This is a genomic window from Acidithiobacillus sp. M4-SHS-6, assembly GCF_047421495.1.
Classification (GTDB): domain Bacteria; phylum Pseudomonadota; class Gammaproteobacteria; order Acidithiobacillales; family Acidithiobacillaceae; genus Acidithiobacillus.
In genome coordinates this window covers 554,738-576,114 of sequence record NZ_CP175559.1, presented here as the reverse complement: position 1 = coordinate 576,114, position 21,377 = coordinate 554,738, and the positions used below count along the sequence as shown (strand labels likewise).

General features: G+C 55.6%; 19 protein-coding genes and 1 tRNA gene. 12 read left to right on the top strand and 8 right to left on the bottom strand.

The annotated features are described in order from the left end of the window. Nucleotides 1-957, bottom strand: coding sequence for a metal ABC transporter solute-binding protein, Zn/Mn family (locus ACJU26_RS02835; RefSeq protein ID WP_414041045.1), 957 nt, complete (start codon nucleotides 955-957; stop codon nucleotides 1-3). 180 nt (nucleotides 958-1,137) lie between these two features. On the opposite strand from ACJU26_RS02835, the gene ACJU26_RS02830 reads away from it, so the two are divergent. Further along, the gene (locus ACJU26_RS02830) at nucleotides 1,138-2,343 is read left to right on the top strand and encodes a carbohydrate porin (RefSeq protein WP_414041044.1); all 1,206 of its coding nucleotides are present in this window, start codon (nucleotides 1,138-1,140) and stop codon (nucleotides 2,341-2,343) included. A gap of 174 nt (nucleotides 2,344-2,517) precedes the next feature. Continuing rightward, a complete protein-coding gene (pmbA, locus tag ACJU26_RS02825) occupies nucleotides 2,518-3,864 on the top strand; it encodes a metalloprotease PmbA (protein WP_414041043.1) in 1,347 nt (448 codons plus the stop codon). Here the strand turns inward: pmbA and lnt are convergent. From lnt to miaB, 5 genes are read right to left on the bottom strand one after another with little or no spacing between them, the layout of a single operon-like run. Then, nucleotides 3,833-5,356: an apolipoprotein N-acyltransferase gene (gene lnt, locus ACJU26_RS02820; protein WP_414041042.1), complete on the bottom strand. Its 1,524-nt coding sequence runs from the start codon at nucleotides 5,354-5,356 to the stop codon at nucleotides 3,833-3,835. The two genes, pmbA and lnt, sit on opposite strands and share 32 nt — an antisense overlap. Then, nucleotides 5,353-6,228, bottom strand: a complete 876-nt coding sequence (locus ACJU26_RS02815) for an HlyC/CorC family transporter (RefSeq protein WP_414041041.1) — start codon at nucleotides 6,226-6,228, stop codon at nucleotides 5,353-5,355. Before ACJU26_RS02815 ends, lnt begins: the two co-directional genes overlap by 4 nt. Further along, the gene (ybeY, locus tag ACJU26_RS02810; protein ID WP_414041040.1) at nucleotides 6,221-6,718 is read right to left on the bottom strand and encodes an rRNA maturation RNase YbeY; all 498 of its coding nucleotides are present in this window, start codon (nucleotides 6,716-6,718) and stop codon (nucleotides 6,221-6,223) included. Before ybeY ends, ACJU26_RS02815 begins: the two co-directional genes overlap by 8 nt. After that, nucleotides 6,715-7,701 (bottom strand): PhoH family protein, encoded by a 987-nt coding sequence (locus ACJU26_RS02805; protein WP_414041039.1) that lies wholly within the window; start codon nucleotides 7,699-7,701, stop codon nucleotides 6,715-6,717. Before ACJU26_RS02805 ends, ybeY begins: the two co-directional genes overlap by 4 nt. 4 nt (nucleotides 7,702-7,705) lie before the next feature. Then, a complete protein-coding gene (miaB, locus tag ACJU26_RS02800) occupies nucleotides 7,706-9,061 on the bottom strand; it encodes a tRNA (N6-isopentenyl adenosine(37)-C2)-methylthiotransferase MiaB (RefSeq protein ID WP_414041038.1) in 1,356 nt (451 codons plus the stop codon). 162 nt (nucleotides 9,062-9,223) lie between these two features. On the opposite strand from miaB, the gene ACJU26_RS02795 reads away from it, so the two are divergent. The 5 genes from ACJU26_RS02795 to ACJU26_RS02775 all read left to right on the top strand — a co-directional run bounded on the left by ACJU26_RS02795 (nucleotide 9,224) and on the right by ACJU26_RS02775 (nucleotide 14,005). After that, the gene (locus ACJU26_RS02795; protein WP_414041037.1) at nucleotides 9,224-9,796 is read left to right on the top strand and encodes a class I SAM-dependent methyltransferase; all 573 of its coding nucleotides are present in this window, start codon (nucleotides 9,224-9,226) and stop codon (nucleotides 9,794-9,796) included. 25 nt (nucleotides 9,797-9,821) lie between these two features. After that, a complete protein-coding gene (locus ACJU26_RS02790) occupies nucleotides 9,822-10,334 on the top strand; it encodes a chorismate--pyruvate lyase family protein (RefSeq protein WP_414041036.1) in 513 nt (170 codons plus the stop codon). After that, nucleotides 10,334-11,236 (top strand): 4-hydroxybenzoate octaprenyltransferase, encoded by a 903-nt coding sequence (gene ubiA, locus ACJU26_RS02785; protein ID WP_414041035.1) that lies wholly within the window; start codon nucleotides 10,334-10,336, stop codon nucleotides 11,234-11,236. The genes ACJU26_RS02790 and ubiA overlap by 1 nt, the downstream gene beginning before the upstream one ends. Before the next feature lie 232 nt (nucleotides 11,237-11,468). Beyond that, nucleotides 11,469-13,619 carry a primosomal protein N' gene (locus ACJU26_RS02780; RefSeq protein ID WP_414041034.1) on the top strand — a complete coding sequence of 717 codons (2,151 nt, stop codon included), beginning with the start codon at nucleotides 11,469-11,471 and terminating at the stop codon, nucleotides 13,617-13,619. Between the two features lie 182 nt (nucleotides 13,620-13,801). Beyond that, nucleotides 13,802-14,005 carry a cold-shock protein gene (locus ACJU26_RS02775; protein ID WP_014002322.1) on the top strand — a complete coding sequence of 68 codons (204 nt, stop codon included), beginning with the start codon at nucleotides 13,802-13,804 and terminating at the stop codon, nucleotides 14,003-14,005. A 139-nt stretch (nucleotides 14,006-14,144) separates the two neighbouring features. Here the strand turns inward: ACJU26_RS02775 and ACJU26_RS02770 are convergent, their stop codons facing one another. Together ACJU26_RS02770 and ACJU26_RS02765 are read right to left on the bottom strand one after the other, a co-directional pair. Continuing rightward, entirely contained in the window at nucleotides 14,145-16,013 is a 1,869-nt protein-coding gene (locus tag ACJU26_RS02770; protein WP_414041033.1) for a DEAD/DEAH box helicase, read from the bottom strand. A gap of 95 nt (nucleotides 16,014-16,108) precedes the next feature. Then, nucleotides 16,109-16,732 (bottom strand): hypothetical protein, encoded by a 624-nt coding sequence (locus ACJU26_RS02765; protein WP_414041032.1) that lies wholly within the window; start codon nucleotides 16,730-16,732, stop codon nucleotides 16,109-16,111. Between the two features lie 95 nt (nucleotides 16,733-16,827). Between ACJU26_RS02765 and ACJU26_RS02760 the strand changes: the two genes are divergently transcribed. From ACJU26_RS02760 to ACJU26_RS02740, 5 genes are all read left to right on the top strand, one after another. Next, nucleotides 16,828-17,835: a sodium:calcium antiporter gene (locus ACJU26_RS02760; RefSeq protein ID WP_414041031.1), complete on the top strand. Its 1,008-nt coding sequence runs from the start codon at nucleotides 16,828-16,830 to the stop codon at nucleotides 17,833-17,835. A 55-nt stretch (nucleotides 17,836-17,890) separates the two neighbouring features. Then, nucleotides 17,891-17,966: transfer RNA gene (locus tag ACJU26_RS02755), tRNA-Arg, on the top strand. 112 nt (nucleotides 17,967-18,078) lie between these two features. Continuing rightward, on the top strand, nucleotides 18,079-19,137 hold the full coding sequence (locus ACJU26_RS02750; protein WP_414041030.1) for a site-specific integrase: 1,059 nt from the start codon (nucleotides 18,079-18,081) through the stop codon (nucleotides 19,135-19,137). A 5-nt stretch (nucleotides 19,138-19,142) separates the two neighbouring features. After that, nucleotides 19,143-19,376, top strand: a complete 234-nt coding sequence (locus tag ACJU26_RS02745) for a hypothetical protein (RefSeq protein WP_414041029.1) — start codon at nucleotides 19,143-19,145, stop codon at nucleotides 19,374-19,376. 144 nt (nucleotides 19,377-19,520) lie between these two features. After that, nucleotides 19,521-21,119, top strand: a complete 1,599-nt coding sequence (locus ACJU26_RS02740; protein ID WP_414041028.1) for a restriction endonuclease — start codon at nucleotides 19,521-19,523, stop codon at nucleotides 21,117-21,119. Nucleotides 21,120-21,377 lie beyond the last annotated feature (258 nt).

Sequence of the window (21,377 nt, the reverse complement as noted above, 5' to 3'; positions counted from 1 at the left end):
TTATTTCAATGCCGTCGTTGATTGGCCATGTTCCACCGCCGCGCGCAGGGCCTGCACTTCGGCGAGCATCCAGGATTGATAAGTGTAGCCGGTTGGCATGGTTTCATAAACACTTACAACAGGAATATGTGCCGCCTTGGCATTATGCAGAAAGGACGCTGTCAGGGAGTTGGTCACCTGCTGATTATAGAGCAACACCTTGACCAGATGGGATTTGAAAAGCTGATTCTGAATGCTGACATCCTGAGGAGCAGGATCCGTCCCGTTCATGATGGCCGCCCGCAGATTCCAGGGGGTTTTGATATCACAGCCTGCCGCCTGCAACATATAATCCGCCACCGGCTCGGTGACGGCAACCGGAGTATGGGGATACTTTGCCTTGAAACTGGCGATAGCGGCATACCAAGGCTGCAGCGAAGCATCGAACTTCTGGACGTTGGCATCAAAATAAGCCTTGTGTGCAGGATCCAGGGCACTGAGGCTTGCCGCAACGGCCTTGGCCACTGCGGGCATGGTTTCCGGCTTGTACCACAGATGGGGATTCCTGGTGCTATCGGGTAAATGCAGCAGATCCTGAACCACAATCACCTGGCGCTTGGGATTGGCATCGGCTATCAGAATTTTCTTGGCCCAACTGTCATAGCCGAGACCGTTGCGGACCACCAACCGGGCCGCCACCATTTCCCTGGCCACGGCAGGACTGGCCTCAAAATTATGGGGATCCGTGTTGGGATTACTTTCAATGGCACTCACCTGGACATACTTTCCGCCAATCTGACTGATCACATTGGCGTATTGATTCTCCACACCGACCGCATGAATGGCGGCAGCGGATGCTACCTGAGCAGTCCCCAAACCCAACAACAGGGCCAGTACGGACAGGAGCGGTGATCTGGCCCATGAACGCCGTCCGGGCTGACGCGCAGTGGATAATTTTTCATGTTCGGTATTCTGCATGACATTTCTCCCTGAGATATGGGGCTGAGCTATGGGGGTTGATTACGGAACATGACTGAGTCATATTTATCTGCAACATAGTTGCAGATTAGTGAACACGGTTCAGATTGTCAAGAAGTTCAACATGCATGGCCTTGAGTATCGTGAGTATCCGATAAACGGATCTATCAGGGAGAAGGTATGCCTCGCCAGCAGCACCGTTACCGACGCATTTTTGGAGGTACCCTTCTTTTTTGTGCCTCCATCACCCCCGCATGGGCGGCCAGTGTTGCTCAGTCCATTCCCGAAGAAGCGTATCAGAACGGGTGGCGCGGCATTTCCCTGGTCATGCATGGCGAGGTAGAGGGAGTCGCCAATTTGAGTGGCGGCATCCAGACCGGCACGACGGCCACCGGACTGTGGAAAGGTGGACTCGCCTTGCACAGCGGCAAGGCCGGATGGTGGCCGGGAGGCCTTTTTGTGCTTGAAGGTCTTGCGGCAGACAGTGCGAATCCGGACAGCCTGTATATAGGAGACTTGCAGGGTGTATCCAGCCTCACCACGCCTTATCCACATATCGCTCGACTCTACAAGGCTTATTATCGGCAACACATTGGTGACTATACTTTACGACTGGGTTTAATCAACCCTAATGACTACTTCAATGACACCGGAGTAGCCAGCGAACTGTTCAACACTTCCTTCGGCATTTACCCCATCATTTCGGCCAATATCCCCTTCACACCAACCTACCCCTATTCCAGTCTCGGCGTCATGGCTTCGGCGAGCTGGGGTCATACCATGCTCATGGTGGGTGCCTTTGGTGCAGATGGGGTCCACCCCTTCCGCGCTCCCTGGGGCAGTGACGGGATGATGTATTATGGCGAAATCGATCAGAGCATTCCCATTGGCCAGGGTACGGCAATGCTGAAGGCGGGAGGATATTACAATCACATCTATGGACCGTATCTCACCCAAAATATCGGCATAGGACCCTCCTCCAGTCAGGGTGGCTTTTATGGAGCGGCCGAGTATCGCTGGAAGACGGATCAGATAAACTGGGGAGTATTTGTACAAGCTGGCGGAGCACCCAATGCCGCAACGGTATCGCCTGTGAATGCCTATATGGGAGTGGGCTTGCGTCTACGCCATTTCATTCCCGGTTCACCCGGCTCAACGCTGAGTCTGGGCATGGCCCGCGCATGGAAACGCCAATCCGGCTCGAATGCGGGAGGCGCAGAAACCAGTCTGGAAGTGAACTTCAAACAGCCCGTGTTAAAGGATTTTTACATCCAACCCGACCTGCAGTATATCGTCAACCCCGGCGCCAATGGCCCTGGAAACACGCTACCCAATGCCTTCGTCGCCATCATCCGGCTGGGGTGGCATTATCACGCATACGGTTAAAACCAATAAAGACCATTGGTTACAAGCGTTAGATGGCGTTTCTCATGGTTTTCACAGATTACCGGGATACTCATGGGTGCCATCACGCTTTTCCCGCAACACTTGCGGGAATGATAAATCGAAGGCTTGGGAGTAAGATAGTGGGGTTCTTTCATTCGCAGCGAGATACCACCCATGAGTCAAGCCCCCCATTCCACCCTGAATGCCGAAACCCTCTGCCAGATCAGCGAGGACATACTGGCGCTTGCCCGCAAACAGGGTGCAAGCGCAGCGGAAGCGGCCGCCAGCACCGGCAAGGGACTGTCCGTCACGGTCCGCCTGGGCGAAGTGGAATCCATTGAATACCATCAGGATAAGGGTATGGGCGTGACCGTTTATCTGGGGCAGTCCAAAGGCAGCGCTTCCACTTCGGACTTTTCCCGCAAGGCCATCACTGAAACGGTCGAAGCGGCACTGACGATCGCCCGCCATACCGCAGCGGATCCCTTCTCCGGTCTGGCGGATCCGGCGCTTTTTGCGCGGGAGTTTCCGGATCTGGATCTTTATCATCCCTGGTCCATAGACGCTGATGCCGCCGCCGACCTGGCACGGCGCTGCGAGGCCGCCGCCCGAGATAGCGATCCTCGCATTCACAACTCCGAGGGGGGCAGCCTGGGCAGCAGCGAAGGGATTTCGGTATATGCCAACAGCCTGGGTTTCGTCGGGCAGAGACAATCGTCCCGGCATAGCCTGTCCTGCTCCGTCATTGCCGAAGACTTGCAAGGCGGCATGCAAAGAGACTATTGGTACGATGTGGCCCGCGACGCCGCGGCCCTGGACAGCCCGGAAAGTATCGGCAAAACCGCTGCAGAGCGGGCGCTGCGGCGCCTGAATGCCCGCAAGATCCCTACCACCAAGGCTCCGGTGATTTTTGAGAATCAGGTGGCTGCCAGCATTCTCGGGCATCTGGCCAGCGCCATCAGCGGCGGCAGCCTGTATCGGAAAAGTTCTTTTCTGGTGGATAGTCTCGGCAAGACGCTGTTTCCGGAACATATTCGCATTTATGAGGAGCCCCTGCGCCAACGCGGACTGGGCAGCGCCAGCTTTGATGCAGAAGGGGTAGCCACCCACAATCGCGACATCATCGCGGCAGGCGTGTTGCAGGGCTATATTCTCGACAGTTACAGCGGCCGCAAGTTAAACATGCCGACCACAGGAAATGCCGGAGGCGTACATAACCTGACTCTGGAACCCGGCAGCCAGTCCCTGCAGGAAATGCTCCGAGCCATGGGACGCGGCCTGCTGGTCACCGAACTGATTGGCTTTGGTATCAACATGGTTACCGGCGACTATTCACGGGGAGCCGCCGGTTTCTGGGTGGAAAATGGTGAGATTCAATATCCGGTTGAGGAAATCACCATCGCGGGCAGTCTGCAGGCCATGTTCAAGGGCATGCAGATGGTGGGAAATGATCTGCTCACCCACGGCAACACGGGTTGTGCTTCCATCCTCATTGACGAGATGATGATTGCCGGCGAGTAAGCCCTATGGCCAACAGCATCCATAGACCACTCAGCAGCAGGTAGGGCAGACTTCCCCACCGACCATAGGGCGTTTCACCCGCCATGGGCTGTACGGCACCGTTCAGGGTCCCGACCACAAATTGCGGGAGCTGGGTGCGTATCTGGCCGTTGGGTGAAATGAGGGTGGTGATGCCGGTGTTGGTATCCCGTACATCGGGCTTTTGTTGCTGGCGCGACTGCATGGCCGCCATCTGCATGCTCTGGGCGGCGGCGATACTATGTCCATACCAGGCGTAATCACTGATATTGAGCAGGAAGGTCGCCCCCTCCCTGACCCCCTTGCGAACGTCCCGGGAAAAAGACTCCTCATAACAAATGGTCATCCCCGCTTTTTGTCCGTCCACCGGCAGGACATAGGGGCCATGCCCAAAGGAAAAACTCCCCAGGCCCGGCAGAAAATGGTGCACCAAGGGCCCTAACAGCTGCGGTAAGGGAATATATTCGCCAAAAGGCACCAGATGTTCTTTCTGATACCAGCGCAGGGGCGCGTTACCATCAATTTCCATGGCGGCGTTGTAGTATTTACCATCTGCAGTCGCTTCGGGTATGCCAATAATCAGGATCTTGTGGTTATGGGCGGACCATTCCTGTAACTGGCTGATGAGGCCGGGAATTTCTGTCTGAAAAATGGGGAAGGCCGTTTCCGGCAAAACAATCAGTTGACTGTCCTTGGGTGCCTGCAAAATCAATTGCACATAATGATGCAAAATATGGCCAATGGCAGCATCGTTCCATTTTTCCGTAATGGGAATATTGCCTTGTAGCAAGCTGACCCGCAGCTTTTGCCCGACCGGATGGGTGAAACACACCGAACCCGCCGCCAGCGCCAAGCCGGAAAGCAGCAGCAAGGCCGACACCCCGCCGAGCAGCACCTGCCGCGACCGGGATTCCCGGAAGATCCACAGCACAATGGCGGCAAAACCCGCCGTGGCGAGACCCACGCCATATTGTCCCAACCAGGAAGCGAAGCCACCCAGGAATGCATGGGTCTGGGAATAGCCCGTCGCCAGCCAGGGAAAACCCGTGAACAATCGGGCCCGGGACCACTCGGCAAATACCCAGAACACCGGCAATACCAGCAGGCGGAGATTTCCGCGAAAAAATCGGGTCGCCAGCCACAAGGCCAAAGCCGGATAGATGGCACAGTAAGCGGCTAGCAGGGCCACGGCAGCACCGGCCAGCACCCAGTCCATATGGGCAAAATTGTGCAGGGTGATGGAAATCCAGCTGACCCCGCTGCCAAAAGCCCCGAAACCGAAGGCATAACCCAAGGCCGCAGCGCGCCGGGGACGTTCCGCTGTTGCAGCCAGCCAGAACAGACCAAAAAGCAGGACGATGGCCAGATACCAGGCGTTGAAGGGAGCAAAAGCCAAGGGCCAGAGTCCACCCAAAATTAATGCGGCCAGAAGCCGCACAGGAAATGCCAGGGTGCGGATTGAGGCTTGTGTCATGTATGCTCCTGCTCAGGTAGTTCCGGCAAGGCGGCACTCCGGGGTGGCGACACCCGGACAATTTGCACCCGCCGCCGATCCGCTCTCAATACTTCCAGTCGCAAGTCACCCTCCTCAATCACCTCGCCCACCCTCGGTACATGACCCAGCCGGGCGGCCACCCAACCGCCCAGGGTATCCGCATGGCCATCCGCAAGGTGCGCGCCAAAATGCGCATTAAAATCTTCCAGGGCAATCAGGGCATTCACCAGAAAGTCACCATCTTCCCGTGAGGCTATCATGACATCTTCATCAATGTCATATTCGTCCTCGATTTCACCGACAATGATTTCCAGCACGTCCTCAATGGTAATCAGGCCGGCTACCCCGCCATACTCATCCACCACTACGGCCATGTGATGGCGTCCGGTACGGAATTCGTAGAGCAAATGATCCAGGTGCTTGCTTTCGGGAATGAAAGTCGTCGGCCGCAATAGCTCTGCCAGACGCGGTGTGGGGGTATCGGTGCGACAGGCTTGCAGCAAATCCTTGGCCAGGAGGATGCCACGCACGTCGTCCCGGTCCTCGCCCACCACCGGGAAACGCGAATGTCCGACATCCGAAACCCGGGCGATGATTTCCGGCAAGGCCATATCCATTTCGATGACTTCCATCTGGGCGCGGGGAATCATCACATCGCGCACCGTCAATTCGCCCATCCGGAAAATACCATCCACCATGCGCGCCGCTTCGGCATCAATCACCTGCCTTTCGCCCGCCTCCCGGACGAGATCCAGCAGACTGTCCTGATCTTCGACGTTACCGCGCAGGGACTGGGTAAAACGCGCCCACCAACTGCGCGGGCGCTCCTGGGTACTTCGATCTTCACTCATGTATGGGGTTCAGGTAAGGGTCGGCCACACCCATTTCAGCCAGTAATCGGGTTTCCAGTTGTTCCATGACCAGCGCTTCCTGCTCTTCCATATGGTCATAGCCCAGGAGATGCAGGGTACTGTGAATCAGCAAATGGCGATAATGATTCATCAGGGACTTCCCCTGGGCTGCTGCCTCCTCGGCGACGACAGCGGGAGCAATGACGATATCGCCCAACAGATCACGGCGGAATACGGGGGGCAGGGGATCCTGGGGAAAAGAGAGACAGTTGGTCGGCTGCTGGCGTTGCCGATATTGGTCATTCAAGGCGGTGATTTCTTCGTTACTCACCAGGGCAAGGGAGATTTCCGCCATGCGCTGAGGCTCTGTCAGTCGCGGCGACGACACCGTCAGCGCCCGGAGAATGGCATCACGGGCCAGCCGACGGGAAGGGATGGTGGTCTTGTCAAAAGCCTCGTCCACCGCGATGCGTAGATAGAGGCCACTCATACCTTTTCCCCAAAGCGGTCATAGGCCTGGATGATACGTGACACCAGCGGATGGCGCAGCACATCGGCACTTTCGAAAAAGACCATGTCCACTCCCGGCATGGCATCCAGCACATCCAGCACCTGGACCAGCCCGGAAAGCTGACCACGGGGCAAGTCAATCTGGGTCACGTCACCCGTAACCACGACTTTCGCCCCGAAACCCATGCGGGTCAGGAACATTTTCATCTGTTCGGGAGTGGTGTTCTGGGCTTCATCCAGAATGATAAAAGCATCGTTGAGGGTGCGCCCACGCATATAGGCCAGGGGCGCCACTTCAATAATCTGTCGCTCGATGAGTTTGGCCACTTTTTCATAGCCAATCATCTCATGGAGGGCGTCATAGAGGGGGCGTAAATAGGGATCGACTTTTTCACTGAGGGACCCGGGCAGGAATCCCAGGCGTTCTCCGGCTTCCACCGCCGGACGCACCAGCACCAGGCGGCGCACCTGATTACGCTCGATCTGCTCCACCGCCGCCGCCACCGCCAGGTAGGTTTTTCCCGTACCCGCCGGACCAATGCCAAAGGTCAGATCATTCTGGCGGATGGAATCCAGATAGCGGCGCTGGCGGGCACCCCGGCCCCGGATGGTGCCCTTGAGGGTTTGAATACCTGCTGTTTCAGAAGCTTCGGAGGCATCTCTTTCGGCTTCTACCTGAACCCGCTGGATACATTGGTGTACCCAGTGACTGGAGAGCTTGCGTCCTTGACGCACCTGATCATAGAGCTGGGTCAGTACCGTTTTGGCGGCCTCCACGGAAGCTTGCGGTCCGGTAATGTGAAAACGCTCCCCACGGGGGAGCACCACAACGCCCAGCCGGGATTCCAGTTGTTTGAGATGACTGTCCAGTTCTCCGGCAAGTTCCGACAGTTCCGTGGCGCTGGCCTGCTCGGCAATAAAATCGCCATGGGTGACGGCAGCAGTCTTACTGGGAGGCTCCATGGGATTATACGGCAAGACGATGTGCCGCAGGATCGGACTGCGCCAGGCGACCACGCAGACTGTTGGGCAAAGCCGCCGTGATTTCTATGTCCAGCATCTGCCCCGCCCAGTCGCTACTGCCGGGCAAGTTGACCGAGCGATTGCAGGCCGTCTTGCCCGTCACTTCATGGGGATCCCGCCGGGAAGGACCGGTAATCAGTACGGCCTGACGCGTCCCCACCAGGGCCTGGGCATAACCCTGGGCCAGTCCGTTGATACGGCCCTGCAAAATGGCAAGGCGGGCGTCTTTTTCGGCTTCGGGCACATCATCCTTGAGTTTCAGGGCGGGAGTATTGGGGCGCTGGCTGTATTTGAAGGAAAAGGACTGGTCAAAACCCACGGTTTCGATCAGATCCATGGTGGCCGCAAAATCCGCCTCGGTCTCTCCCGGAAATCCGACAATGAAATCCGAGGAAATGTGTATGCCCGGCCGCGCTGCCCGCAACCGGGCGATTTTTTCCAGATACTGTTCGACATTATGCTTGCGATGCATCCGGCGCAAAATGCGGTCCGAACCACTTTGGACCGGAAGATGGAGATGGGGTGCCAAAATATCGATGGAGCCGTGGGCGGCAATCAGGTCATCATCCAGATTGCTGGGGTGAGAGGTGGTATAGCGCAAGCGTAACAAACCGGGAATGCGGGCAAGACGCTCCAGCAGTTCGGCAAGCCCCCCTTCACCAATGAGTCCCGTTGATCCCCGGTAGGCGTTGACATTTTGGCCCAGCAGAGTGATTTCCCGCACCCCCTGATCCACCAGACTGCGAGCTTCGCGGAGAATATCCGGCATGGAACGACTGTATTCCCGACCTCGAGTATGAGGAACCACGCAGAAAGTACAGAACTTGTCGCAACCTTCCTGAATGGTCAGAAAAGCCGTGGCGCCGTCACGCCCAGGGCGCTGCGGCAAGCGATCAAATTTTTCCAGAACCGGGAAGTCCACATCCACCTGGGGGTGGCGTTCCGCCAGACAGGCATCCAGCAAATCCGGCAGGCGATGCAAGGTCTGAGGGCCGAATACCAGATCCACATAAGGAGCACGACGGCGCAGCCTTGCCCCCTCCTGACTGGCCACACAACCGCCCACACCAATAATGACTTCGGGACGCTTTTCCTTGAAGGGACGCCAGAATCCCAACTGGGTAAATACCTTGTCTTCGGCTTTTTCGCGAATGGAACAGGTGTTGAGTAGCAGCACATCGGCTTGCTGAGGATCATCTACCAGTGTCAGCCCATGACTTTGCGCCAGCAGATCGGCCATGCGCTCGGAGTCATATTCATTCATCTGACAACCGTAGGTTTTAATAAACAGATTTTGCAAAGCATTTCCGAAAAAAGACGGTTCAATCCTGATGATAGGGCCAGCCCTTCCGATTGACAAGGGCTTGTTTCGCTCCGCCTGCGGCCCATGCTAAAGTATGGACCATTCAAAATAGGCTATGCGCAAATCCGTGCATGGCACTTTATCCGGTGGAGAAGCTCCATGTCCAGATCTTCCGGGCCAGTATCCCAGGCTTGGCATTTTACCCGCGAGTTTTTGCGCGATCCCCAGACCATTGGTGCCGTACTTCCCAGTTCGCCTTTTCTCGCCAGACGCATGGCGGCCATGGTCCCCAATGGACCCGGTCTGGTGATCGAACTGGGACCTGGCATGGGCCCCGTCACCAAAGCTCTGCTCGCCCGTGGTGTGGATGCCAGGGATCTGGTGCTGGTGGAACAGGCGCCGACCATGGTCCGGCATCTGCGCCAGCAGTTTCCGCAACTGGAAATCATTGAAGGCGATGCCGCCCAGCTCCAGGAGATGCTGGCTAGCCGAGGCAAGGTGCGGGCCATTGTTTCCAGCCTGCCCCTACGCACCATTCCCCGGGATATTGTGGCCCGGATTTTTCAGCAGCTTCCTGGGATCAGCCAGCAAGGTACGGTATTCATCCAGTTCACCTATCACTTCCGCAGTTCCTGCCAGGGCTTGCCTGTCGCATTTCGGCGAGGACGCCCCGCCATGGTCTTGCGCAATCTGCCGCCCGCCCGCGTTGATCAATTCGTTTTTCACGGTTAGGGATGGGTCTGATGTGTTTTTAGTCATGACTTACAAAACTCCGTCCTTGCAGCACGCGCCCCGCCACTTGTGGCCCTGGTTGATCCTTCCGGCGTCCCTGACTGCCGCCCTCCAACGCGCTTACGGCGGCGCTCATCGGGTACGTGCCCAGGTCCTGGGCAGCGGACGCCGGAGGCCAAGCTACTCTGAACGACAGATCCTGAGCTTACACCGGGGTGAGCGGATTTTCTGGCGGGAAGTTCTGCTCCACGCCGGGGATCCCCAGCGGCCGGCCATCTGGGCCATGACCAGCATCCCCCTGAGCGGCCTGCGCCATGGTCTGCTGCCCCTGGCCCGGCATGGGTCCCGCCCCATCGGCAACACCCTGTTTCGGCATCGGCGCTTGCGGCGATCGCCCATTACCATGAATGCGGCGCCGCGTTTCGGACAACGTGTCTGGCAGCGGCGCTCCATTTTACGCCGGGGACAAAGCAAGGTACTGGTCGAAGAACATTTTCTGCCGGACCTGCCGCGCTGGGCGGGCCGAGGTCGGCGCTGATGACGGAACAGCCATCCCTGCAGCAGCGCTGGTCGGCCTATCTGGCCTTGATGCGGGTAGATCGACCCATCGGTACCCTCCTGCTGCTCTGGCCGACCTACTGGGCACTCTGGCTGGCCGCCAAGGGCACCCCATCCTTGCGGTTGTTTGTGATTTTTACCTTGGGTACCTGGTTGATGCGTTCGGCAGGCTGTGTCATCAACGATTATTTCGATCGGGATTTTGACAAGCAGGTGGCGCGCACCCGGCAAAGACCGCTGGCAGCGGGGCTGATTCGTCCCGCTGAAGCCCTGCGTCTCTTTGTTTTACTCTGTCTGCTGGCGGCGGCGTTGCTGCCTTTTTTGAATCTGCTCAGCCTGGCATTGGCAGGTGGCGCGGTTTTCATCACTATTACCTACCCCCTGTTCAAGCGCTTCACCCATCTTCCCCAGGCCTATCTGGGCATTGCCTTTTCCTTCGGGATTCCCATGGCTTTTGCGGCCACCCGAGGCAGCGTCCCGGCGCTCGCCTGGTGGTTGATGCTAGCCAACGCCTGCTGGGTTGTCGCCTACGATACGGCCTATGCCATGGCTGACCGTCCGGATGACCTGAAGGCCGGCATCAAATCCACGGCTATCCTTTTCGGACGCTGGGATCGCTATGTCATTGCGGGACTGCAACTGGTCATGCTATGCATTTTTTGGGGCATTGGCCTGGAAAGCCAGATGCGCTGGCCCTACTGGGTAGCCTTGCTGGGGGGCCTGCTGCTCGCCGTCTATGAACAAGGCTTGCTGGGAGGAGATCGCGATCAGGCCTTTCGCGCCTTCCTGCACAATAACTGGATTGGACTCATCCTGTTCTGGGGGATTGTGACCGGACTGGCGCCTCTCGGGTCCAATTCAGCACCGGGAATATGGGGATGAAGGGAAGAGACCGAGCATTTTAGAAAACTTATACACAGCTTACGAATAAACTACTGAAACTTCATCAACCATGCTTAAGTTGTTGTTGGGAAATATCATCAAGTTGTTTTTAAAAGGTTTTATTCTTGCCACTTTTTTGAGCAAGCTCCCTAAGCTCTTGAAGCACTGGACATATGCGTGTTTTCCAAAGCTCCATACACAGACTTATCCACAGAACTTGTGGGCAACTTGAATGCCTATTGAGACAGCTTGCCTGCAAGTGGCCATTCTGGGTCCCCTGCCCCAGATTTTTTCATACGCCTTGCCGGAAAACTCGGGTCCACTACCCCCCGGTATCCGGCTGCGTGTTCCTTTTGGCAAAAACAGCCGCATGGGCATACTGCTGGGCTATGGCGACTGCCCGCCGGATATCACCTTAAAACCGATCGAGGCGGTCATCGATACCCAGCCCCTGCTGCCGCAAGCCCTGCAACGACTGCTGCACTTTGGGGCCCACTATTATCATCACCCGCTGGGAAATGTCTGGTCTGCAGCCTTGCCGGCACATCTTCGGAAGGGACGGCCTTTGCCCGAGGTCGTTCCACGCGCCTACCGACTGGCCCGCCCTGAAGAGTTGCCATCCCGACCCGGCAAACGGCAAACGGCTCTGATCACACTGCTCAGCGCCCCCACACCCGTCACCGAAATCCCGGCCCCCTTGCGGCCCCTCCTCCAGCAGGCCCTCAAAAAAGGCTGGGTGGAGGCACGGACATTACCCACCCCCCAGATTTCTGCGCAGCCTCTGCCCTATGCCCTGAATGCCGAGCAGTGCCATGCCATTCAGCAGTTACGCCATGCCCACGGTTTTAGCTGCTGGCTGCTGGATGGGATCACGGGAAGTGGCAAAACCGAAGTGTACTTCGAAACCATTCGCCCCCTCCTGGAAGCTGGGTGGCAGGTGCTCATCCTCGTCCCGGAAATTGGTCTTACTCCCCAGCTTCTTGCCCGCGCTCAGGCCCGCTTTGGCGGCGAAGCCGTCGCAGCACTGCATTCCGCCCAGAGCGACACGGAACGCTTACGCATCTGGACACGGGCCGCCATGGGGCAAGTGCAACTCCTCATCGGCACGCGCTCTACCCTTTTTGTGCCCCTGCCGCGACTGGCCTGCATCATCATCGACGAAGAGCACGATCCGTCTTTCAAGCAACACCAGGGCTGGCATTATTCCGCCCGGGATATGGCCATTCAGCGCGCCCGCCTGGAAAATATCCCCGTCATCCTCGGCTCCGCCACTCCCTCCCTGGAAAGCCTCTACAATGTCCAGCAGGGACGCTATCAGCTTCTCCAGTTACGGCAGCGCGCCACCAATGCCCCCCTGCCGGAGATCACGATAGTCCCTCTGCGCCGCCAATATCTGCAGGGAGGATTATCCAGCACCCTGCTGAGCGCCTGCAGGGATACGCTTGCGGCAGGCAACCAGGTCCTGCTCTTTTTGAATCGCCGGGGTTATGCACCAGCGGTACTTTGCCATGACTGTGGCCACGTTTTGCAATGTCCGCGTTGCAGCGCTGCCCTCACCTGGCACCGTCAGCAGGAGCGTCTGCGCTGCCACCATTGCGGGCACGAGGCATGCTGGCCCGCAGACTGTCCGGAATGTCACAGCGCAGCCCTGATTACCGCCGGGCAAGGTACGGAGCAACTGGAGGAGGTCCTGCGACAGCGCTTTACCGATACACTGGTCTGGCGTATCGACCGGGATGCTCTCCCCGGGCGAGAGGGGTTTGCGAGCATCCTGGAACAAATCCATCAAAACCAGCCGGCCATTCTGGTGGGTACACAAATGCTCGCCAAGGGCCATCATTTCCCGGCGGTCACCCTGGTGGGCATCATCAATTCAGACCAAGGCCTGTTCAGCGCCGATTTCCGTGCCCCGGAGCGCCTGCTGCAGACGGTTCTGCAAGTTGCAGGGCGGGCAGGACGCGAAGAACGACCCGGACAGGTGTTGTTACAAACCCATCTGCCCCAGCATCCCCTGATCCAGAAACTGGCCGCAGGAGACTATCAGGAAGCCGCACAATTACTCTTGCAAGAACGCATCCAGGCAGGGCTCCCCCCTTGCACCGCCCTGACGCTGCTGAGTGCGGAAGCCCACCAACGGGCACCCATTCAGCGCTTCCTCAAGGCTGCCCGCAACTGCGCGCCACCCTCATTACACATCAGCGGTCCTCAACCTGCCCTGCTGGAAAGAAGAGCAGGATTTGAACGCGCGGAACTGTGGATAGAAGCGCCCACCCGTCAGGAAATGCAGAAAGCCCTCAGAATCTGGTTACCCTGCTGTCAACAACTGCCGGAAGGGCGAAAGGTGCGCTGGTCTGTGGATGTCGATCCGCAATTCCTACGTTAAGGAGAACATCCGAGATCAGGATCTGGGGTATATTGTGAACTCCATGCGCAGTTATAACCAATTCGAAGGAATAGACATACCCAAAAAAGGAACCGATCAGCAAACGAACTTGCGCGGGTCTTGGTATATGCTATGCTTGAAAACAGCCAGTTGGGCTATTTTTGATTATTTTGGGGTGTGAAATGGCGGTTGGTACAGTGAAGTGGTTCAATGACAGCAAGGGATTTGGTTTCATTACGCCGGAAGATGGCAAGGAAGACGTGTTCGTACACCACTCCGCCATTGAAGGTACGGGTTTCAAGACCCTGGCCGAAGGTGAACGGGTCAGCTTTGAAGTGACTCGTGGTCCTAAAGGTCTGCAAGCCGAGAAGGTTCGTCGGGCCTGATTGTTTCAGCGGGTGGGAAACAGCCACCCGCTCCCCCCTTAAGCTTCCTTATAATCAAAGTCCAACCTCTACCGGAGGCGTACCGTCCTCCCGGTTATCTGGCCTCGCTTATCCTCGTCCCAGCTATGCTGGATAATATTTAACGCTCCCTGCTGGGCCTCTTGCGCTTGCTGGCAGCACTACTGCGGATTTTAGCCTCACTTTTTGCAGGCTTCGCCGTCACTGACAATATTTTCCGCGGAGCTTTAGCCTCTTCACCGGCACGCACGCGCGCTGCCGTGGAACGTTTGGGCGCTGCTGACTTTTCCCTGCCCGCTTCTTGCGGGGCAATTTGCAAAGGGCGACCGGCAACCCAGACTTTTTGCAAATGCTGCAAGGCCGCCGCCGGCGTATCCGCCGGTAACTCCAGGGTGCTGTAATCCCCATGGATTTCGACCTTGCGGATATTGCGGCTGGGAATGCCCGCCTCATTGGCAATGGCGCCGACGATATTCTTGACCTGGGCGCCGTGGTCTTCACCGACGTCCAGACGAAAGCGCCGCATGGGCAGATCATCTCCCAGGGGCTTGCGTGAAGTACGATTGGCGCCGCGATCACTGCGAACGGGCCTTTCATTCTCTCCGTGCCGACGCCCGAATGCAGGCCGCCCGGCACCGCTGGATTCCGTGCGCATGGGGCGGGTCGGCTCTTCAACGGGTATCAGCGGCCGTTCCTTTTGGACCATATAGGCCAGAGCCGCCGCAATTTCACTGAGCCCCACGTCATGCTCCTGCTGGAAATCCGCAATGAGTGATTCAAAAACCGACAGATCCTGGGCATTGATGACTTCGGAGAGCTGTTCCTTGAACTGGGCCATGCGGCGATCAGCCACATCGGCCATGCTGGGCAGTTGCATGGCGGTGATGGTCTGACCGGTGGCTCTTTCGATGGCGCGTAGCAAATGTCGTTCACGGGGGGCGACAAACAAAATGGCATCTCCAGCTCGTCCTGCCCGCCCGGTACGTCCGATGCGATGCACATAGGCTTCGGTATCGTTGGGAATATCATAATTGATGACGTGGGTGATGCGCTCCACATCCAGCCCTCGCGCGGCGACATCGGTGGCGATGACAATATCCAGTGCCCCGGATTTCAATCGTTCGATGGTTTGTTCGCGCAAGGCTTGGCTCAAATCGCCGTTCAGCGCACCGCAGGCATAACCCCGAGCCTCCAGACGTTCGGCCAGTTCCACCGTGGCGGTTTTGGTGCGCACAAACACAATCCAGGCATTACTGTCTTCGACCTCCAGAATCCGGGTCAGGGCATCGAGCTTGTGGGTGCCGCTGACTTGCCAGTAACGCTGGCGAATGGTCGCTACCGTCGTGGTGGCAGACTTGATGCGGATTTCCAGAGGATCCTTGAGATAAGTCTTGGCAATGCGCCGAATGGCCTCGGGCATGGTCGCCGAAAACAGCGCGACCTGACGGCCATCGGGGGTGTGTTGCAGAATGTCTTCCACGGCATCAATAAAACCCATGCGCAACATCTCATCGGCTTCATCCAGCACCACCGCCTGCAACTGGTCCAGATGCAGAGTCTTGCGGCGCAGATGATCCTGAATGCGCCCGGGCGTCCCTACCACCACATGCACGCCCCGCTGTAATTGCCTCAGCTGCAAGCCCATGGATTGCCCGCCATAAATGGGCAGCACATGGAACCCCGGCAGGAACTTGGCGAAACCTTGCATGGCCTCGGCCACCTGAATGGCCAATTCACGGGTGGGGGCCAGCACCAACAATTGCGGCACACGCAGGCTCAGGTCCACCCGACTGAGCAAAGGCAAGGCAAAAGCGGCCGTCTTGCCCGTACCCGTCTGAGCCAGGCCAATGACATCCCGCCCTTCCAGCAGGGGGGGGATGCTCTGTGCCTGGATCGGGGAAGGCTGTTCGTAGCCGATCTCCGCCACTGCTTTCTGCAGGGGTTCGGCGAGCGCAAAATCAATAAAACGGAGATCAGACTCTTGAGACATGGACACACCTGGACAAAGAATTCAGGGTCCGAACTATACGCCAATTATCGCAAACTTGCAGTGTTTTATTGGCCATTCATGCAGTGCTCGTGAAATCAGTCGGCTTCCAGCACGGTGTTCAAGGCCGACTGAATGGCCTGATCTGCCCCGGGACCGATGGGCGTCCGGTCCGCAACAAAGGTATCGGTAAAGGCATATTCAAAACGCAGATCCTGTAGACCAAGACTGCCAAAAATACGGGTTTCCCAGGAATGATCGTCCCCATGGGCAATCAGGGTAGGCCACTGATCCGGGTCTGGACATTCGAGAATAGGCCCGAAAAAAATGGCCCCCGGCTTGTTTTTCAGACGCAAGGCACAACTCCCGGGAGTACGGCCGGACATCGGCAGAAAATCAATGGTCCGGGTCAGACGCAGCTTGCTGTCCAACGGAATATCGATGGGGCTTTGCAGATAATGACTTTCCGCCGGCTGGGCGACCAGCTTGCAACCGGCCTGCTGCCAGAGGGACAGATCCTGTGCACCGAAATGGCTGGGCAAAAACAATACTTGCAGGGGGGCCAAGGCCGCCAGTTCCGCCTGCAAGGTTTCACTATATGCCGGGGCATTGACCAGAATCCCTCCGGCGTCCTTGTCCGCGATAAAATACACGGCAGGCGGGGTTTCTCCACCCTCCACATGGTAAATATCCCGGTCGAAGAAACTGCACACCTTTTGCATACCTTGCTCCTGTCTCAGCCATTCCCCATGATGGGGGCAGTATATCATCATCCGGCCGCCGTTGTGGTTCGTTCCGGCTGTGGCATAATCCCTTCATGAATATTCTCTTGCTGATAGCGGCCCTCATCATCATCCTTGCTGGTGCCGAAGCGTTTACCAACGCCCTGGAACATCTGGGTGATCGCTTGGGCATCTCCGAAGGGGTAACCGGCTCGATATTTGCTGCCGTCGGCACCGCCCTTCCCGAAGCCATGGTCCCCATCGTCGCTGTATTTGCTGCCGCGTCCGGCAAGCCCACCCATCTCGGCGAAGAAGTGGGTGTCGGTGCCATTCTCGGGGCACCCATGATGTTATCCACCCTGACCTTGTTTTTGATGGCGGTATTTGTCTCCCCGCAAAGAGGCTGGCGCGGCGCCCTGCAACCGGAACCCAGCGGTTTGCGGCGTGATCTGGGCTGGTTTTTGGCCGCCTTCGGAATTTCTTGCATCGCCCTTTTTGTGCCTCACCAGATTACCCTGGCCCGGGTCAGTATCGCCCTGATTTTGGTTGTCCTCTATTTTTTGTATGTGTTGAGCACCCTGCGCGCGTCCGCAGCTTTGGTCGCCGAAGGTCATGGCACCGAGGCCGGACATGCCTTGTATCTCAGCAAAACCGGATTACCCGTACGGATGCCGGTCATTTTGCTGCAGTTGGCTATAGGCTTGGGCATGATTGTTTTTGGTGCCAACCTGTTTGTGGATGGCATTGAGGGGCTTTCCAGCTGGCTGGGCATTTCGGCATTGATCCTGTCTCTGCTGGTGGTCCCCATTGCCACTGAACTGCCGGAAAAAATCAACAGCATTCTCTGGATACGACGCGGCAAGGACACCCTCGCCTTTGGCAATATTACCGGCGCGCTGATGTTTCAGGGCAGCCTCCTGCCCGCCATTGGTGTATTATTGACGCCTTGGACTCCTTCTTTTGCTGTGCTGCTGGGGGCTGGACTGACTTTGCTGGCGGGCGGCTATACCTTCTTGCTGCTTATGCGTGGGGTGACCCTGCGCCCCTACCATTTCCTGGTCAATGGTCTGTGCTATGCGGCTTATTTCCTGGCCTTGACCTAAAAAAAGACGGGTGGGACTCGCCCCCAAGGCCCGGCTTTTGCTAGACTGGCTCCATGCCTCGGTAGCTCAGTGGATAGAGCAACCGCCTCCTAAGCGGTAGGTCGCGCGTTCGATTCGCGCTCGGGGCACCATACAATACAATGTGTTACAATGATTCAATCCGCGATTTTTTGCCGCTCTTGATTTTCCGCGACACTGGCGCGACACTAAACCATCAAAAACACTGTCACGGAGCACTGAATCATGGCCACCATTTCACCCCGATACGATGACCAAAAGGTCAGGATTGGCTGGCAGGCGAGAATCCGAAAGCAAGGCTATCCTTCCCAGGTCAAAACTTTTCGCACAAAAGCAGAGGCGGAAGCATGGGCAAAAGTCACAGAATCAGAAATGGTGCGGGGGGTCTTTGTTCAGCGCACGGAATCCGAGCGCACGACCGTTAAAGAAATTCTTGACCGGTATATAGTGGAAGTCTTGCCGGAAAAGAAATCTCAACAATCGGTCAGGTCAGCGGCAGGAATCGTGATTAAGCATATCGGTAGTCATTCCCTGGCGTCCCTGTCACCATCCATCCTTGCCAAGTATCGGGATCAGCGATTATCTACCGGAATCAGTACCCAGACGGTACGACACGAGCTTTCCTTACTGTCAAGAGTGTTGAATCTGGCAATCAAGGAATGGGGGATCAGTTTGCCGATGGGAAACCCCGTTTTGCAGATCAAGATGCCATCGCCATCAAAAGCCAGAGACCGTCGCTTAGTCGGCAATGAAGAAGAACGTCTATTAAAAGAATGCCGCGAGTCCCGGAATCCCTGGCTGCTTCCGGTCGTGCGCTTTGCCATCGAAACCGCGATGCGTGTGGGAGAAATTTTAGAAACCAAAGACACGACCGATCCTAAAACTGGCATCCGGTCCATCCTTACGCCAGGCTTATTCTGGAATCAAGTTGATATGAAAAAACATACTGCTTTTCTACCCAAAACAAAAAATGGCGAGGCCCGCACTGTCCCCTTATCCAGCACGGCTATGGAAGTATTGATAGGTTTACCCCGGAGCTTGAACGGCAAGGTGTTTGATACCACCTATGAAGCCATCCATCTTGCTTTTGCCCGTGCCTGCAAACGTGCAGGCATCAAGGGACTACACTTACACGATCTCCGGCACGAAGCGACAAGTCGATTATTCGAGAAACGGAAACTGAACATCATGGAAGTGAAGTCCATCACCGGTCACAAAACCTTGCAAATGCTGACGAGATACACGCATTTACGGGCAGAGGATCTGGTGAAGCTGCTGGGGTGATGCCGATGGAATTTGTTGCGAAGGTGATAAACGGTGCGGGGCTTTTCATGGGATTCGCAGGAGCACTTATTCTTTGGAAGAATTCTTATGGTTTTGAAAGTGTCCCGTTTTTTGCTTCCTCTCAAGAACCAGGTGGTGGCATCTCAAAACGTAATAAAGGGCGCAAGCATTACCAGCGAATAGGTTTTTGTTGTGTTGCGCTTGGGTTTGCCTTACAGTTTGTTGGTGTTTTCATATAGAGACAAAAAGAAGTAACAGACAGTGACAAAGAATGTTTAGCGAATGGATGTATCTTGACCAACCAAACTCCACTGAATGCTAATGGTGGTTGGCAATTTAAAGGCAACTCGTAACCTAGATATCAGCAATAAAGATGAGGTAGTATGGCCCGTAAATTTGTTAGTAGCATGAACCGCTTTGTTCGTGCGGTGGAACGCGAGTCTCGAGATCGCCAACGCGAAATTGAAAGACAGCACCGCGTCCAAGCAATTTCAATTAGAAATGCAGAACGTGCCGCAGCAGCTAACGAAAAAGAACGAAAAAGGCTTTATATCGAATCCAAGCTGGAGGAAGAAAGAGAACGCAACGAGCAGCTAATGAAATACGTCCAGTCACTTCAGCAAATACTGACCAATGGATTGAGTCTTAATCCAGTTATTGACTTTGGGAAGTTGCGTGAGTATCCGTACGCAAAAAAACTCGACCTAAGTGATCTTGATCATGGCCATAAAGAACCAGTCTGGTCAATATATGAGCCAGAAAAGCCCTCAGTCATGGCAGGCTTGTTACCTTGGGTGAAAAGATCCTATCAGGAAAAAGTAAAACTGGCGAAGCGATCCTTCGAGGAAGCAGCGTATGACTTTCGAGCAAGAGAAGATCAGCGCAGACAAGCCATAAAGAAACGTCAAGAAGATTACGCCCGCTCTGTAGAGCATTATAAAAAGATCATAGATGATTTTCAACACGCACTTTCGATTGGTGACACGGAGGCTATTGTAGAGTATTTTGTAACCGTTTTAGCTAACAGTCCATACCCTGATGGATTTCCCAAGGAAGCTCGCGCAGAATACCAATCAGAATCAAAACAACTGATAATAGCCTATGATCTTCCGCTATATGATAAATGTATTCCAAAAGATAAATCAGTAAAGTATGTTAAATCCTCTGACTCGTTCAACGAAATAGCTTACCCGGAGAGTCAACGCCGAGCATTGTATACTCAAGCGGTCGCGCAAACTGCATTGCGGTCGATCCACGAAATTTTTGTATCAGATACATCCAGTTACATCGACACCATCGTTTTTAACGGCCATGTGCATGCTATTGATCGGGGGACCGGTAAACCCATCCATCCATGTATCGTGACGGTCAGAACCACCAGGGATTCGTTTGGCGATTTTGATTTGGCGCATGTCGATCCAACGACCTGTCTGAAAACTATGAATGCATCCGTCTCAAAAAGTGCTGCTGAATTGGTGCCTGTACGTCCGGTGGTAGAATTGAATATGACAGACCCTCGTTTTATTGATGATGAAGACGTGCTTTCCACTCTTGATCAACGGCCTAATTTAATGGATTTGACTCCGAGCGAGTTCGAATCGCTGATCACCAATCTGTTCCAATCCATGGGTCTGGAAACCAGACAAACACAGGCGTCACGCGACGGAAGGGTAGACTGCGTGGCATTTGATCCTCGACCTATCTTTGGCGGTAAGGTGGTCATACAGGCGAAACGGTACAAAAACACTGTTGGCGTCAGCGCGGTACGGGACTTGTTCGGCACAATGCAAAATGAAGGGGCCTCAAAAGGAATTTTGGTCACCACGAGTGGCTACGGTAAAGCTTCTTTTGATTTTGCCAGTGGGAAACCGATGGAACTTTTATCTGGTAGTGGCTTATTATATTTGTTAAAGGAACATGCTGACATAGACGCAAAAATTGTTCCCCCTGAAGATTGGAAGGATACCGGTCCTGACGAGTAACATATTGATGGTCGATATCAATTATCTTGATCAGTGAGCAACTACCAACCCTGCATCATATGGTCGGAGGCGGGATGACTGCTGCATCCTTTGATTTTATCTTTATACTCATTACAGCCTCACGGCATATTTCTTCTCGGTCATAATGTATTGACGATATTCCAAATTCGTTATAATCAGCATATAGCTTCCAATACCAAAGACCTTTATCATCCTGTATAATTTCAAATCGAAATGACATAACGATGTCTCCTTAGT